Annotated in this window: 18 protein-coding genes; all 18 read left to right on the forward strand. The window is 36.0% G+C overall.

Annotated features, from left to right (window positions below):
- Positions 1 to 45: 45 nt before the first annotated feature.
- The 18 genes from aroC to MKX39_RS07590 all read left to right on the forward strand — a co-directional run bounded on the left by aroC (position 46) and on the right by MKX39_RS07590 (position 16370).
- Positions 46 to 1227, forward strand: coding sequence for a chorismate synthase (aroC, locus tag MKX39_RS07505; RefSeq protein WP_093534749.1), 1182 nt, complete (start codon positions 46 to 48; stop codon positions 1225 to 1227).
- Between the two features lie 3 nt (positions 1228 to 1230).
- Entirely contained in the window at positions 1231 to 2322 is a 1092-nt protein-coding gene (gene aroB / locus MKX39_RS07510; protein WP_340768968.1) for a 3-dehydroquinate synthase, read from the forward strand.
- Positions 2319 to 2681, forward strand: coding sequence for a chorismate mutase (gene aroH / locus MKX39_RS07515; protein ID WP_093534745.1), 363 nt, complete (start codon positions 2319 to 2321; stop codon positions 2679 to 2681). The genes aroB and aroH overlap by 4 nt, the downstream gene beginning before the upstream one ends.
- Before the next feature lie 22 nt (positions 2682 to 2703).
- Positions 2704 to 3804, forward strand: a complete 1101-nt coding sequence (gene hisC, locus MKX39_RS07520; protein WP_093534743.1) for a histidinol-phosphate transaminase — start codon at positions 2704 to 2706, stop codon at positions 3802 to 3804.
- The gene (locus MKX39_RS07525; protein ID WP_093534741.1) at positions 3804 to 4904 is read left to right on the forward strand and encodes a prephenate dehydrogenase; all 1101 of its coding nucleotides are present in this window, start codon (positions 3804 to 3806) and stop codon (positions 4902 to 4904) included. Before hisC ends, MKX39_RS07525 begins: the two co-directional genes overlap by 1 nt.
- 15 nt (positions 4905 to 4919) lie before the next feature.
- The gene (aroA, locus tag MKX39_RS07530) at positions 4920 to 6209 is read left to right on the forward strand and encodes a 3-phosphoshikimate 1-carboxyvinyltransferase (protein ID WP_340768969.1); all 1290 of its coding nucleotides are present in this window, start codon (positions 4920 to 4922) and stop codon (positions 6207 to 6209) included.
- A 132-nt stretch (positions 6210 to 6341) separates the two neighbouring features.
- Complete coding sequence (locus tag MKX39_RS07535) at positions 6342 to 7586, forward strand: tetratricopeptide repeat protein (protein WP_093534737.1); 1245 nt, start codon at positions 6342 to 6344, stop codon at positions 7584 to 7586.
- A gap of 20 nt (positions 7587 to 7606) precedes the next feature.
- Positions 7607 to 8158, forward strand: coding sequence for a ReoY family proteolytic degradation factor (locus MKX39_RS07540; protein ID WP_093534735.1), 552 nt, complete (start codon positions 7607 to 7609; stop codon positions 8156 to 8158).
- A 12-nt stretch (positions 8159 to 8170) separates the two neighbouring features.
- On the forward strand, positions 8171 to 8617 hold the full coding sequence (locus MKX39_RS07545; protein ID WP_340762089.1) for a YpiF family protein: 447 nt from the start codon (positions 8171 to 8173) through the stop codon (positions 8615 to 8617).
- A 158-nt stretch (positions 8618 to 8775) separates the two neighbouring features.
- On the forward strand, positions 8776 to 9279 hold the full coding sequence (locus MKX39_RS07550; RefSeq protein WP_090561754.1) for a QcrA and Rieske domain-containing protein: 504 nt from the start codon (positions 8776 to 8778) through the stop codon (positions 9277 to 9279).
- Positions 9280 to 9299: 20 nt separating this feature from the next.
- A complete protein-coding gene (gene qcrB, locus MKX39_RS07555) occupies positions 9300 to 9974 on the forward strand; it encodes a menaquinol-cytochrome c reductase cytochrome b subunit (RefSeq protein WP_093534731.1) in 675 nt (224 codons plus the stop codon).
- Positions 9975 to 10015: 41 nt separating this feature from the next.
- Entirely contained in the window at positions 10016 to 10795 is a 780-nt protein-coding gene (locus tag MKX39_RS07560) for a menaquinol-cytochrome c reductase cytochrome b/c subunit (protein ID WP_093534729.1), read from the forward strand.
- A gap of 69 nt (positions 10796 to 10864) precedes the next feature.
- Positions 10865 to 11461: a DUF1405 domain-containing protein gene (locus MKX39_RS07565; RefSeq protein ID WP_093534727.1), complete on the forward strand. Its 597-nt coding sequence runs from the start codon at positions 10865 to 10867 to the stop codon at positions 11459 to 11461.
- A 56-nt stretch (positions 11462 to 11517) separates the two neighbouring features.
- On the forward strand, positions 11518 to 12198 hold the full coding sequence (locus tag MKX39_RS07570) for a zinc metallopeptidase (protein WP_093534725.1): 681 nt from the start codon (positions 11518 to 11520) through the stop codon (positions 12196 to 12198).
- 403 nt (positions 12199 to 12601) lie between these two features.
- Positions 12602 to 13813, forward strand: coding sequence for an MFS transporter (locus MKX39_RS07575; protein WP_340768970.1), 1212 nt, complete (start codon positions 12602 to 12604; stop codon positions 13811 to 13813).
- Positions 13814 to 14121: 308 nt separating this feature from the next.
- Entirely contained in the window at positions 14122 to 14607 is a 486-nt protein-coding gene (locus MKX39_RS07580) for a GNAT family N-acetyltransferase (protein WP_340768971.1), read from the forward strand.
- Positions 14608 to 14982: 375 nt separating this feature from the next.
- The gene (locus MKX39_RS07585) at positions 14983 to 15207 is read left to right on the forward strand and encodes a DUF3953 domain-containing protein (protein WP_340768972.1); all 225 of its coding nucleotides are present in this window, start codon (positions 14983 to 14985) and stop codon (positions 15205 to 15207) included.
- A 203-nt stretch (positions 15208 to 15410) separates the two neighbouring features.
- Positions 15411 to 16370 carry a DUF3885 domain-containing protein gene (locus MKX39_RS07590; RefSeq protein ID WP_340768973.1) on the forward strand — a complete coding sequence of 320 codons (960 nt, stop codon included), beginning with the start codon at positions 15411 to 15413 and terminating at the stop codon, positions 16368 to 16370.
- Positions 16371 to 16523: the final 153 nt, after the last annotated feature.

Below are 16523 nucleotides of genomic sequence, written 5' to 3' on the forward strand. Positions count from 1 at the left end.
ATAGTGATAAACAAATACTTTAGCGAGTTGAAGGAGGAAAGTGTTGTGAGATACTTAACTGCAGGTGAGTCACATGGACCACAACTAACAGCGATTATTGAAGGATTACCAGCGCAATTGGAAATAACGAGTGAAATGATAAATAAAGAGTTAAAACGTCGACAGGGTGGACATGGTCGTGGAAGACGTATGCAAATTGAAAAAGATACAGTAGCTATAACATCAGGTGTACGTCATGGGAAAACGTTAGGCTCTCCAGTTTGTCTAGTTGTAAACAATGATGATTGGAAGCACTGGACAAACATTATGGGAATTGAACCGCTTGGAGATGAAATCGATCCAGAGGATATTAAAAGACAAATCACTAGACCACGTCCAGGACACGCCGATTTAGTTGGTGGTATGAAATATGGTCATCGTGATTTACGTAATGTTCTGGAGCGTTCCTCCGCACGAGAAACTACTGTAAGAGTGGCAGTAGGAGCCGTTGCAAAAGAGTTGTTAAGCAAACTAGGAATAACTATTGTGGCTCATGTTACGAAAATTGGTGGGATTGAAGCTAATTTGGATTTGGCTAATGGAAAGACAATAGAAGAAATCCGTACAATTGTAGAAGATGATCCTGTTTATTGTTTAGATCCTCAAGCCTCTGCACAAATGGTAGAAGCTATTGATAATGCCAAAAAAGCAGGAGATACAATTGGTGGAGTAGTAGAAGTAATTGTTTCTGGGATGCCAGCTGGAGTTGGAAGTTACGTCCATTATGATCGTAAACTAGACGGTAAACTCGCAATGGCGATGATGAGTATCAATGCATTTAAAGGAGTAGAAGTAGGGTTGGGATTCGAAATGGCTAATCTTTTTGGAAGCCAAGTTCATGATCAGATTTCTTGGAGTGCAGATAAGGGGTATACACGTGATACAAACCGTCTAGGGGGTCTAGAAGGCGGCATGTCCACAGGAATGCCAATTGTAGTACGTGGTGTGATGAAACCAATTCCTACGCTTTATAAGCCACTTCAAAGTGTTGATATTGATACGAAGGAGCCGTTTAAAGCAAGTATTGAAAGGTCTGATAGCTGTGCGGTACCAGCAGCTTCAGTAGTTGCAGAAGCTGTTATTGCTTGGGAAATTGCACAAGCGGTTCTAGATACTTTTCATGGAGATAAACTAGAAACATTACTTGCAGATATAGAGAGTCATAGAGCTTATACAAAGGGGTTTTAATTGATGTCTATCCAAGTAAAAACAAAAGACTCCGTCTATGAAGTTTATCTAGGAGAAAATATTCTACAATCCTTTTGTAGTAGAGAAACAGATAAATTATCCAAATATGATCAATTGGTCATAATTACAGATGAACATGTGTGGAGTTTACATGAGGAATATGTCCGCAGTAATTTTACGCTACCATTTAAAATTTATATTGTTCCTAATGGTGAATCCTGCAAAACATTTGAATCCTATTATCAAGTCCAATCATTTTTGTTAGATGCAAATTGTTCTAGAAATTCTGCGCTTCTGGCATTAGGGGGAGGAGCAGTTGGGGATTTGACTGGGTTTGTAGCAGCAACCTTTATGCGTGGTATTCCTTTTTACCAAATTCCAACGACTATCTTAGCACATGATAGTGCCGTTGGGGGTAAGACTGCGATCAATCACCCGAATGGAAAAAATATGATTGGAGCTTTCTATCAACCTACGGAAGTAATATATGACTTTCATTTTTTAAAAACGTTACCAGAAGGAGAAATTCGCTCAGGATTAGCGGAAGTGATCAAACATTCAGTGATCAGTGATGCTAAATGGATGGATGAATTTCTTAATCTTCCAAACCTATTGGCAATCGAAAATAAACAATTATTGCATTGGATTGAAAAAGGAATTCGTGTTAAAGCGCATATTGTTGAGCTGGATGAAAAAGAACAGTCTTACCGAAAATTTTTGAATTTTGGCCATACATATGGTCATGCGATTGAGGCCTCTGTAGGTTATGGGCAAGTCACGCACGGGGAAGCTGTGATGATCGGTATGATTCCAGCATTAATGCTAAGTGAGCTTCACGGGAATGTGGAAAAGGGCTATGCAAGAAGGGTTTATGACCTAGCAAATAGACTTGGGTATAATTTTACACACGTGCTTCATTGTTCATTTGAAAGCTTATCAAAGTTTATGCAAAAAGATAAAAAATCGATGAATGGAGAACTCCACTTTGCATTGCTTCAAGAAATAGGGCATCCATTTATGCAGAAAGTTTCGGTAGAAGAGATTAAACGTTGTGATAATCAGCTACGACAATGGGTGAAGGAGGAGAACAAATGATTAGAGGAGTAAGAGGAGCAACCACCGTATTAGCAGATTCAAATGACTTAGTTCTGCAGGAAACAAGACGTCTTGTGGAAACAATGGCAAAATCAAATGACATTTTACCCGAAGACATTGCTTCCGTGATCATTTCTACTACGCCGGATATAACTTCTGCATTTCCGGCACGTGCCGTTCGAGGCATAGAAGGATGGGCATATGTACCGGTAATGTGCACCCACGAGATGAATGTACCAGGGGCTTTGGAAAAGTGTATTCGATTACTCATGCATATAAATACAGATAAAAACCAACAACAAATCGAGCATATCTATTTAAATAATGCAGTCGCATTAAGACCAGATTTACTTAAATAATTTATAGAATTGAGGGGTTAAAATGAAATTTAAGCAACAGATTAATGGGTTACATGCATATCAGCCTGGAAAAACTACCGATGAAGTGAAGAAAATGTTCAACTTAGAGAAAGTGACGAAACTTGCATCCAATGAAAATCCTTATGGTGCTTCACCAAAAGTTAAAGAATACTTTGCAAACGCAAATATAGATTTTGCTATCTATCCAGATGGATATGCATCAAATTTAAGAGCTGCTGTGGCAAATCATTTGAACGTCTCTGAAAAGCAATTATTATTTGGCAATGGATCTGACGAAAATATTTTGATTGTATCAAGAGCTATTTTACGACCTGGATTGAATACTATTATGGCGGATTTAACATTTGGTCAATACAAGCACAATGCGGTTGTGGAGGGAGCAGAAGTACGTGAAATACCCCTTACTAAAAATGGAGAACATGATTTAAATAACATGCTAGCAGCAATTGATGAAAATACTGCAATTATTTGGGTGTGTAATCCAAACAATCCAACAGGGACTTTAATACCTAGCGATAAATTGAAACAGTTTATCGAGAAAGTGCCAAATGACGTATTAATTGTTTTAGATGAAGCATACACAGAATACATAACAGATAGTAACTACAAAGATTCTCTTGGATTATTAGAAAACCATCCGAATGTCTTAATAATGCGTACATTTTCTAAGGCATATGGTCTGGCAAGCTTCCGTATTGGATATGCTATTGGCTCGGAATCAGTAATAGCTCAGCTAGAACCAACTCGTGAGCCATTTAATAATACGGTTATAAGTCAGCAGGTAGCACTTCTTGGATTAGAAGATCAAGCGTTTATCAATGAATGCAAAGAGAAAAATAATGCGGGGAAAGCTCAGTACGTGACTTATTGCAACGAAAGAAATCTGCATTATTTCCCTTCGCAAACAAATTTTATCTTAATGGAAGTGAAGGCAGATAGTGATGCAGTTTTCCAAGGTTTGATGAAGCGCGGATTTATAGTTCGAAGTGGAAATGCATTAGGGAAACAAGGGTATTTACGTATTACCATTGGAACGGAACAACAAAATAGTGAGTTATTAGAAAAGCTTGATGAGGTTCTTAAAGAGGAAGGCGTTTTATAATGCAACAAAACGTATTCATTATAGGACTCGGATTAATAGGTGGATCCTTGGCACTAAGCTTAAAGCGCAATAAAGATGTGAAAATAATTGGATATGACGCAAATGGCCAAACGTTAAAAACAGCGAAAAGAATTAGTGTCATTGATGAGATAGCGACCAATCTAGAAGAGAGTAGTGCCTTTGCAGATGTCATTGTTTTTGCTACTCCCGTGAGTGAAACGATTCGTTTGATGAAAGAATTACCGAAATGGCAATTGAAGAAACAAGTGATTATTACAGATACAGGAAGCACAAAAAAAGAAATTATGAAAGTCGCGATATCATTAAAGGAGCAGGGCATAACTTTTATAGGGGGTCACCCTATGGCTGGCTCTCACAAGAGTGGTGTGGAAGCTGCTAGACCAATCCTGTTTGAAAATGCCTATTATTTGCTAACCCCTTTTGAAGATGAAACTGATGAGCGTGTTCAAGTGTTGATCAATCTATTGCAGGTAACGAAAGCGAAGGTAGTACAAGTCGGAGCAGAAGAGCATGACCATATGACCGCTGTAGTTAGTCATTTCCCTCATTTAGTTGCTGCGTCTCTCGTGCATCAACTGTCTTTCGAGAATGAACAATATCCATTTACGAAACAACTGGCGGCAGGAGGATTTCGTGATTTAACAAGAATCGCTTCTGCCAACCCTATTGTTTGGAGGGATATAACGCTTCAAAATCGGCAGGAATTAACGGATCAATTGAAAGCGTGGACTAATGAAATGATTAAATTACAAGAACTGCTTTCATATGCGGATTCTAGTGATATAGAAAATTATTTTAATGTTGCTAAAAAAGTACGAGATGATCTTCCTATTAATACGCAAGGCGCGATGTTTAGTGTATTTGATCTATATGTGGATGTACCAGATTATCCTGGTGTTATATCTGAGATTACAGGTTATTTGGCAAAAGATAATATAAGTATTACAAATTTACGAATCGTAGAAACTCGTGAAGATATTTTTGGTATTTTAGTTATCAGTTTTCAATCAACAAATGATCGTGCTAAAGCGGTAGAATGTATTGCAAATAATACAACATTTGAAACATATATTTCTTAGGGAGGGAAGACATTGTTGACTAGTAAGAAGTTAGATTATGTACAGCCCTCTTTGAAGGGCACTATTCGTATACCGGGAGATAAATCCGTCTCTCATCGCTCTATTATGTTTGGCGCTATAGCTGAAGGAACTACAACAGTTGAGGGTTTCTTACAGAGTGATGATTGCTTAAGTACAATTGATTGCTTTCAAAAGCTTGGAGTGGATATATCCATAGAAGGGGAGAAAGTAACGATTAAAAGTGACGGGATTGTGAATTGGAAGGAACCTGACGAAATATTGTATACGGGGAATTCCGGAACAACTACTCGTTTAATGCTCGGAATTTTAGCAGGCTCCTCCGTGTCCTCCGTTTTAATAGGGGATGAATCTATTCAAAAACGTCCAATGAGAAGAGTAACGGATCCTTTAAAAGATATGAATGCTAAACTAATCGGGCGAGAGAATGGTCAGTTTACACCAATTGCAGTTGAGGGTACTCAATTACAAGCTATTCGTTATACAATGCCTGTAGCTAGTGCGCAAGTGAAGTCTGCCATTTTACTAGCAGCTTTAAATGCAGATGGAGAAACTATAGTGGAAGAACTAGAAACATCTCGGGATCACACAGAGAAAATGTTACAACACTTTGGTGCAACCATTGCAGTAGATGGTAAAATGATACGTTTACAAGGTGGACAAAAGTTAACAGGAACTCATGTGGTCGTACCTGGAGATATTTCCTCTGCTGCCTTCTTTTTAGTAGCTGGCGCAATTGTTCCTAATAGTAAACTTACTTTAACAAATGTAGGTTTAAACGAAACAAGAACAGGCATTATGGACGTTCTGCAAGCAATGGGTGCATCCTTTACAGTGAATGACTCAGAAAACAGTAGTCATGAAGAAATGGGTACAATTGAAATTGAATCTTCTAATCTTGTAGGTACTGAAATTGGTGGAGAACTTATCCCACGACTAATTGATGAAATTCCTATTATTGCCCTACTTGCTACCCAAGCTACTGGAAAAACTGTTATAAAAAATGCAGAAGAGCTCAAAGTGAAAGAAACAAATCGTATTGATGCAGTAGTGAATGAATTAAAGAAACTGGGCGCAAATATTACTGCCACCGATGATGGGATGATAATAGAGGGACCCACGTTACTCCATGGTGGGGATCTGCTTACTTATGGAGATCATCGTATTGGAATGATGGCTGCAGTAGCTTCTCTAATCACTACTGAACCCGTAACAATTGATAATGCAGGATGTATTGCTGTTTCTTATCCAACATTCTTTGAAGATATTTCTAGTGTTATCAAGTGATACTTGCATGACTAACTGATTTTAGGATATTTAAGATGAAACAGACACCCTCTTTTTCCAAAGAGGGTTTTTTTCTTGTTCAAAAACAAATGTTCTTGTAGGATAAAGGTATAATGAAAGTATGGTGATAATATGGACAACTTTACTCCCTTTATCCACGCGATGGAAGAAGGAAACATAGAAAAAATTAGTACAATGCTTGAAAGCTTTTTATTGAATGGCGATCCCGACGAGCAATACCAGTTAGCAGATCTATTAACACAATCTGGTTTTTTACAGGAAGCTATTTCAATCCTAGAACATCTTCAGTTTTTATTTCCTGAGGAAAATCAATTGAAAATCGATCAAGCCCAGCTGTATTTAGAAATGGACAAAGAAGATGAAGCACTAGAAATGCTAACGACTATCGAAAAAACAAGTGACGCGTATCCGCAAGCACTACTTACGTTAGCAGACTACTATCAAATGCTTGGACTATATGAGGTTGCAGAACAAAAGATAAACGAAGCACTGACACTTTTACCTAAAGAGCCTTTGCTTTTGTATGCTAAAGGTGAATTATTGTTTGAAACCGGCAGATACTTAGAAGCAGCACGTGTGATGGAGGATCTACTGCCCCATCAAGAATCACTTCAGGCTATCGATTTGTCCCTTAAACTAGCAGAAATTTATAGTGCAGGAGCAGCCTATGAAGAAGCGATTCCATACTACGCATTAGCGCTTGAAAAGGAAGTAGCTCCAGACGTACTATTCCATGCAGCTTATGCATCGTTCCAAGTGCAGCAATATGAAACTGCTGCCAAGCAATTGGAGGACCTCCTTCAAATCGATCCTGACTACTTCTCAGGCTATATGTTACTTGCAGAGACCTATGCGATGCTCGAAAAAAATGAGGATGCTCTAAAAGCAATTACAGATGGAATCGCTCGTGATGAGTTTGAAAAAGAATATTATTTATTTGCAGGTAAAATTTCCTTGAAATTGGGTAAAGTGAAGGAAGCAGAAACTTTTTTAAGAGAAGCAATTGCATTGGACCCAGAATATATGGATGCTATCTTCATTTTATCTTCGTTGTATTCAACAGAAGAAAAAGATGAAGAGTTAGTGGAGCTCTATGAAACGTTGAAGCAGGAGCATTTTGAATGGTCTGCCATGTATCCGTTTTTGGCAACCGCTTACGAAAGATTAGAATTGTATGAAAAAGCATACGAATTTTATCAGCTTGCATATACTGAACATATAGAGGATGTTCCATTTTTAGAAAAGTATGTTTATTTCCTTCTAGAGGAAGGGAAAAGGGCAGAAGCAAAAGAAGTTGTACTGATTTTACAAAAACTTCAACCGGAAAATAGTGAATGGTTTGAAATGTTCGAATAAATGAGGGAAGGAGAGGTTACGTGACTGCTTCTGTTTCAGTTGGTGAGAAAAAAGAATTTGTTCGTTGGTTTTTGAAAAAGTATCAGATGAAAAGAAGAGAGTGCGTGTGGATCTTGAATTATTTAATAAGCCATGAGACATTGTTAAATAATGTACACTTCGTAGAGGAGGCACATTATTGTCCTCGAGCAATGATCATGTCTGTGACTACGTCCTCAGGTATACCTTTTAGATTTTACAAGGGAAGTATTATGACCGCTGATGCTGAAAAATCTTTCCATGATTTACGATTACATCCAGAAGAGGATATGTATATTCAATTAAACTTTCAAATGATGCCACCGAGTCCAGAGTATCTTGCAGTACTAGAAGAGAATCCTTATATGCCAAAATATTTACAGATCAATGAGAAGGATAAAATGATAGCTGAGGATATAGTTAGTGAAAGCTTGTATTCATTTCAAGTAGAGCAATTAAAAAAGCAAATTGATAAAGCAATTGATGATAATAACAAAGAAAAGTTTATGGAACTTTCTTCGTTGTGGAAGCAAATACAACATAAAGAGATGTAGGAGAGGTTACAAATGCATTGGAACGGAAAAGATAGCACAGTTTTTCAAGCACAAAAAGAATATATAGATACAGCAGTGATTCCACTTATACAGATTGATGGTTCTGATGAAGGTTTCCGTTTTGCAGCCTCAGCAGCTGAATTCACATTGTCATTAGCAAACGTAATTGAAAATCAGTTCAAAGGGAGGATTGTTTTATTTCCTTCCTTCTCTTATACAAAGAGTCAGGACAAGCAATCGATATTTGAAACGTGGCAAGAAGAACTAAACAAAGCCTCATTCAAACACATCTTTTACGTTACTTCTGATAGAGACTGGAGTACAATGGGAGAAGAACAAAATATTATATGGATTCCATCTATTCCACTGGACTCCATGGACCAAAAAATGAGAAACTCAGTATTAGAAGATCAATTACGACAACTTATTCCGATTTTTGCGAAAATATGGGCGAATTAGTGACAATTTGGAACATAATTTGTCTATAAAGTTTATAATTCGAGGAAATCGAATATTGACCTTCCTTTTTTATTGATATATCATGTATATGTCCTAGTATTATTATTCAAGCAAGTATGTCCATTGGACTGAACCTTTAAGTAAGAGGGGGGAAAAGGATGAGTAACAATAAAGTATCAAGACGTCAGTTTTTAAGTTACACCCTAACAGGTGTTGGCGGATTTATGGCAGCTGGAATGCTTATGCCAATGGTACGATTTGCAGTTGATCCTGTATTGCAGAAAAAAGAAGGCGGAGATTTTGTATTAACGGAGAAGAAAATTGCCGATATTACAGAAGTTCCAGAACGTGTTGACTTCACTTTTGAACAAGTGGACGCATGGTACAAGTCTGATATTACCAATGCAGCTTGGGTATACAAAGAAGGCGATGAAATTATCGCACTTTCTCCAGTATGTAAGCATTTAGGTTGTACAGTAAACTGGGAAGCAGACCCAGCGCACAAAAATCAATTCTTCTGTCCATGTCACGCTGGTCGTTACGAGAAAAATGGTAAAAATGTACCAAAAACACCACCTCTAGGTCCGTTGGATCAATATGAAGTTCGTGAAAATGACGGGTTCTTAGAAATTGGGAAAGCTATTCCTAACACATTAGTTTAAAGTAAGGGGGTACGACATCAGTGCTTAATAAAATCTATGATTGGGTGGATGAACGTCTTGATATTACTCCTATATGGCGTGATATTGCAGACCATGAAGTACCAGAACACGTAAACCCTGCACATCATTTTTCGGCATTTGTATACTGTTTCGGAGGATTAACGTTCTTCATCACGGTAATTCAAATTCTTTCAGGTATGTTCTTAACTATGTATTATGTACCTGATATTGAAAATGCATGGGAATCTGTTTACTATCTTCAAAATGAAGTAGCATTCGGTGAAATTGTACGTGGGATGCATCACTGGGGAGCATCACTTGTAATTGTTATGATGTTCTTACATACATTGCGTGTATTCTTTACTGGTTCTTATAAAAAACCTCGTGAACTAAACTGGATGGTCGGAGTACTAATCTTCGCTGTTATGTTAGGTTTAGGATTTACAGGTTACCTATTACCGTGGGACATGAAAGCATTGTTCGCAACTAAAGTAGGTATTGAAATTGCAGCATCTGTTCCATTTGTTGGTGGAATTATTAAAACGCTTTTAGCTGGTGATGAAACAATCATCGGTGCACAAACATTAACAAGATTCTTTGCGATTCATGTGTTCTTCTTGCCAGCTGCTCTATTTGCATTACTTGCAGCTCACTTTATCATGATTCGTCGTCAAGGTATTTCTGGACCACTTTAATGGGTAAATGGAACAGATAATTGTTACAAGGAGGGGACACTATGCATCGCGGAAAAGGCATGAAATTCGTTGGAGACTCACGTGTACCAGATCTTTCTAACCGTAAGAAAAACACTCCAAAAGACTATTCTGAGTATCCAGGCAAAACAGAAGCTTTCTGGCCTGACTTTTTACTTAAAGAATGGTTAGTCGGTGCGGTATTCTTAGTTGGTTATTTGGTATTAACTGTTGCACATCCATCGCCACTTGAACGCCCAGCTGATCCAGCTGACACAGGTTATATTCCAGTACCAGACTGGTATTTCTTGTTTTTATACCAATTATTGAAATATGAATTTGCTTCAGGACCATTTAATATTATTGGAGCAATCGTAATGCCAGGATTGGCTTTCGGAGCGCTATTATTAGTACCATTTTTAGATACAAGCAAGGAAAGAAGCCCATGGAAACGTCCATTACCGACAGGATTCATGCTTCTAGCAATTGCTTCAATCATTTACTTAACATGGGAATCTGTTGTAAACCATGACTGGGAAGCTGCTAAAGCTTACGGTGAGATTAAAGAAGAAGTATCAGTCGAGTTTGATGAAACTTCCGAAGGTTATCAACTTTATCAAGGTTCTTCTTGTATTGGGTGTCACGGTAACTCCTTTGAGGGTGGTATCGGTTTACCATTAGTAGGATTAGAATATACTGCTGAGGAAATCGTTGAAATCGCTCATGAAGGTAAAGGCGGTATGCCTGGTGGAACATTTACAGGTACCGAGGAAGAGTTACAAAAACTAGCTGAGTATATCACTACATTACAACCAGCAGAATAATTTTAACAAATGAAGAGAGTCAGGAAACTGACTCTCTTTTTTTCTTACACAAAAAGGGAGTCCAAATAAATGAAAGAATTGCTAATGTATATAAAACTAGTTCTTTTTAACAAAACATTTATGTGGCTATTATTCATAGTAAATCTACTTGGCACTATTTATGGCTACATTTGGTATGAAGGTCAGTTGTCCCAAACGGAGGCAAAATTCCTACTATTCGTTCCTGATAGTCCTACAGCAAGTTTGTTTTTTACAATTGCTTTATTTGCTTGGTTATTAAAGAAAAACTGGAAGTTGATTGAAGCTCTAGCTTTAATCACACTAGTTAAATATGGGTTATGGGCTGTAGTCATGAATATTTGGACATATGTTGAAAATGATTATCTAGGTTGGATGGGTTGGATGCTCGTAGCATCGCATTTTGCAATGGCTGTTCAGGCTATTCTCTACATTCCTTTTTATCGCTTTAGATGGATACACATCATAATAGCTGCTATATGGACATTACATAATGATGTGATTGATTATGTTTTTGATCAGATGCCAATATATAGTAGTCTAGATAAGTATGCTGATCAGATTGGTTACTTTACATTTTGGCTATCTATTGCTTGTATTTTGTTAGCTTCCTTTATTTATCAACAAAGGTCAAAGCGTATTAGTTGAATGTCTCTATTATTCCTATTAAAATAAGAAGTATAGATTATAGAGGGGGAAAAAATTTGGCTTCTTATCTTATATACTTTGCGATAATTCTGTTATTGCCTTTGTATGCACAAATGAAAGTTAAAAGAACATATAAAAAATATTCAAAAGTTCGTTCTACATCCGGGATGACAGGGGCTCAAGTAGCAAGAACAATTCTTGACGCAAATGGTTTAGCTGATGTTCAGGTTGTGGAGAGTAGAGGGTTTTTAAGCGATCACTATAATCCAATGACAAAAATAGTGGCATTATCTTCTCATAATTTCCATGAAGCTTCTGTTGCAGGTTCTGCGATTGCAGCACATGAAGTCGGTCATGCCATTCAACATAAAGAATCATATTCGTTTTTAAATTTACGTCATAAATTAGTGCCAGTAGCTAATATTTCGTCAAATGCTTCTTGGGTTTTCATCATGATCGGTATGATAGCTAGTTTCCCTAATCTGATGTTGATAGGGATCGTGTTATTAGCTGCTGGTGTTGTATTCCAAATTGTAACATTACCTGTAGAATTTAACGCTTCGAGTAGAGCTATGGATCAAATGGTTTCTCACGGCATTATTCGCAATGAGGAAGAACGTCACGCGAAAAAAGTATTAAGCGCAGCTGCTTTAACTTATGTTGCTGCTACAGCAGTTGCTGTTTTAGAGTTATTACGTTTAGTATTAATCTATACTGGAATGAGTCGAAACGATTAATAAAGTATAAAACATGGAGGGCGATGACTGTAGTCATCTCCCTCCATTTTTGTTTGCAAATTAATTGCAAATGAATTGTTCACTTGTAACATCATCTAACTAATTCGAAAAAAGGGTCGATTTTTCCTCAAGTGTTTTAGCACTTCAACATAATTATTAATTTTTTGGGCTCTGTTAAAGAAAAAGGTTGATAATCGTTATATATTGCGAAGAACAGCCATTTAATTTAATAAAGATTTAAGGTACAATCAAGTTAATATTCAAACGTAATATGATAAGTCATGTTATCCCCCAGTGATTTTTGTCATACAGCGTACATAAAGGAGCAAAGTTTCATGCATAATAGTCCAATTTAACACCCTTCATTTTTTTCAGGCAATTCAGAAGAAAATGGGGGATAATATTGAAATCAAATCGTAATTTTCTTTTTTTAATGATTGGCCAATCATTAGCTAATATAGGCGACGTGTTGTACATTGTCGGTGTTATTAGCATTATTTACAGTTTAACCGAGTCAGCTACCGCATCAGCCTTCGTTCCGTTTACCATTACTTTTTCTATGTTTATTTCAAGTGTTTTAACACCACTGCTAATAGGTAAGTACAATTTGAAACGTTTATTAGTTGGTTCACAAATAGGAAAAACATTTTTTTTATTGGGCTTAGGATTTTTTTTGATGATGGGTTTTAATTCAAATAACTATTATTTCATATTTGTAGCGATTGGTTTGATTGCTCTTCTTGATGGTTGTGCGAATCCAATTAGACAAACTTTAATTCCTTTTTATGTAGCGGAAGAAAGCTTAGTAGAAGCAAACGGAATAGCAGAAACAGTTACACAAACTATCCAAATAGGGACTTGGTTTTTTGGAAGTATGCTATTAATCGTATTCAGTCCAAACCAACTAATCTGGATAGTTACTGTACTATTTATTTTTTCAAGCATTTTCTTGAGTTTGTTAAAAAATGTAGAACACAAAGAAGAAAGACAAGAAAAAAAATGGTCTCAATTAACCAAAGGTTGGCGAACTATTAAACGGACACCGTTATTAAAAACAGTGGTCCGTATCGAATTTTTTGAAACTATTGCTGGCTCAGTTTGGATAGCAGCAATAATATTGGTCTATGTCGAACAGGCTTTAAAGGCGGAAGAATATTGGTGGGGTTATATTAATGCAGCTTTTTTTATAGGCTTAGTAGTCGGAAGTTTATTGTGCATTAAGTTTTCCTTGTTTGTAGATAAAAAACGTCACGTTTTTATCATTACAGGAGCGTTTATGACTTGCATTTTTACGGTTGTATTTGGATTGACGAGTTTCCCTGTAATCGCAATGGTGCTATCCGTCTTAATTGGGCTTTTTGGACAATTGAAAAATATACCCCAACAAACATTAATTCAAACAAGCGTATCCAAAGACCAATTAGCAACTGTTTATACTTCTCTTGGCACTATTGGAACAGGCACATTTGGAATTGCCTCGCTAACAATGGGTATTCTTTCAGATTACTTCGGTGTACGTAGTATTTTTATTGTTTCTGGTATTTTACTTGCAATAGTTAGTATTATGGCTTTAAAGAATCAGAATTTGTTTAGAAAAACGATGGAGTCAGAATAATATATTTAAAAGAGAGAAGTAATTTTACTTCTCTCTTTTAATTCAATCTCTTTCTTCATAAATACGCGTTACCCTAATCACGATTTAAGGTGAATATATACGACTTAAGAAAAGAGTTAGCTATATTTCGGTAAGGAGGAGCCGTGTACGTAAATAGTGCAAGCAGGGCTCTTTGAGGGGGGAGGAACACAATCTAACGCAAGGTAGAGAGGTTCCCTTCTACTCGCCTAGTTTAATAAGAAGGTTTTTCTACGATTATGTTGAATAAGTTAATATATGTAAGTTATTGAACAAAAGGAGGACTTTATATGAGTATTACGATTCGTAAGATGCAGTCCGCAGATACAAAACAAGTTCAAAATATAGCGAATACAACTTGCAATGCTACATATGAGGGCATAATTCCATTAGAGGTACAAAATAACTTCTTAAATTCAGCTTACAATGATGAAGGTATGAAACAACGTTTAGAACGTTCTATTCTTTATGTTGCGGAAGTTAATGGTAAAGTTGTCGGTTTTGCAAACTATTCCCAAGTAAGAGATGGTGGGATTGTTGAATTAGCTGCTATCTATCTTAATCCAGAGTTTCAAGGGAAAGGAATAGGTACTGCTTTATTACAACAAGCAATTAATGAATTAAAAGGTACAAAAGAGATTTATATAAACGTTGCAAAAGAAAATAAGATTGGAATGACCTTTTATGAAGCGAAAAGGTTTGAAATTGTAAAAGAGTTTGATGATGAATTAGATGGGCATATTTTAAGAACAGTACGGATGGTTAAGAAAATATAATTATTAAGCGTAGCTTTACTTCAAGAAGGGGTAAAGCTTTTTCCTAATTGTACTAAAGTCGCAGGGTAGCTGAATAAAGAAGATTGAAAGGAAAGTAATTTACAAAAAAGGGATGGGAAGTAAGCTCGCTATTATACCAGTAAACATGGAGATGAAAGCTATACAAAAAATAAATCAATAATTTGGTGGATAGTGAATACCACAGTTTGGGGAATAGTGAGTATGATTCTTATTGTTTGGTGTTTTCATAATCACTTTGGATAACTGGTGGTTTCAAATGTACTTAAACAAACGTCCTGCATTACTTGAACAACGGTAAACTCCTTTCTTCTCAAGTAACTCTGCAGATAGTGAATAATTCGAGGGGGAATTGAGTTGAAAATTATTAAAATAATTCTTGCTTTAGTTGTAATGGCGGTTTCTACATACGGCTTATTTACAAAAGATTTTTCGTATGGTCCAATATCATCTTTATTGCTTGGAATTTTTATTGCAATTATAGGAATAGAGGAATTTAAAAATAAAGGTAAAAATAGTTGGGGAATGTTTTTTATACTAGTCTCTTTATTAGTTATTGTGGTGGCTCTATTTAGTTTCTAATAGAATTGAGAGAGAGATTCTCAGCTAATTCAGTGTTAAGTTCTAAACAATAACCATTTCTATTAAAGTTAGCGAAGGATTGTACTTAAAGTAAAGCCTTTTTGCTTATTGAACTAAAGTGGCAGTTTAGTTCAACAAGGAAACTTATAAAGAGATGAAGCTGACTGAAAATTATTCGAAATTAATATAAGGGAGCTATTCCAATGAAGGAAATATTGAAGTACATAGACAGCAATTTTCCAAACCTAACAAGTAAAATGCATCTAAGGTTTGAACTAGGTGAGCCATATGAAAACGGAACTAAAAAAAGAATAAACCAAGTTGTAACAAGAGTTACTACATTATTTGAAGAATTGTTCAAGAAAGATGATATTATTTATGTTTATATAAAAGATTGGGAAGTAACCGAGGACATCATGTTTGGAAATACTTCTCCAGAATACCTGTATGATTTACTCAGTAAACAAAATATAGAAGAGGAAACTTTGTTCGATATAGATGAGGATTATGATGAGTTAACTGGTAAAACCATAGAAATCAAGAATGAATACAAAGTGAAACTTCTATTCTCACAATTAAATTTTATTCCTTACAAGGAAATACTTGAAGGTATAGGAAATTATGAACAAGGAAGAGAACCTTCTATTGGACAATCTGTTTATTTTATAAGCACCCAGAAGGATATAATATTTCATATGTATGATGACCGAGGTTGTGATGTTTTCAGCATAAAAAAAGATAATCTTTTACCTTTATATCATAAGTATAGAAAATGGATCTTAGATTATAATCGTATTGAAATTGACCATTCCCTTGGTGTAGGGTTATTCAATTGCTATGAAACCTCTGAAGAAAAGGAAAAAAGACTTAAGGCAAACAGAATAAAAATAAAACAAACCCAAATAAACTTATCGCAGGTGAATACATGTCACATTACCCATGTACTTGCAATACCAAATGAATTTGCAAGAGAATGTATTAATGAGATAAGTGAAACAGGATTTAATATTGCCATTGAAGATAAAAAATTCGATTATTCTACAATTAAAGTAACTAAAACAGAAGCTTTGGCACTTGTTGATTATCAAACTGAGCTTATGTTTTTATATTCCCAAAAATATAAAGGTATTTATAAAGGATGGTCAGTAATAAAAGCTTTTTAATTAGAAGTGTTGAAGTATTAATTATTAATTCCCTTTATCATACAGGACGACGAGGACTAAACGCCTCTTTGTTGAACTTACTGAACTAATGGGTGCTTTACTTTAAGAAGGAGAAAGCTTTTTACTTGTTTAGTTGAAGAAAGAAAGGAAAGG

The sequence above is a fragment of the Psychrobacillus sp. FSL K6-1464 genome (assembly GCF_038003145.1).
GTDB classification, from domain to species: domain Bacteria; phylum Bacillota; class Bacilli; order Bacillales_A; family Planococcaceae; genus Psychrobacillus; species Psychrobacillus psychrotolerans.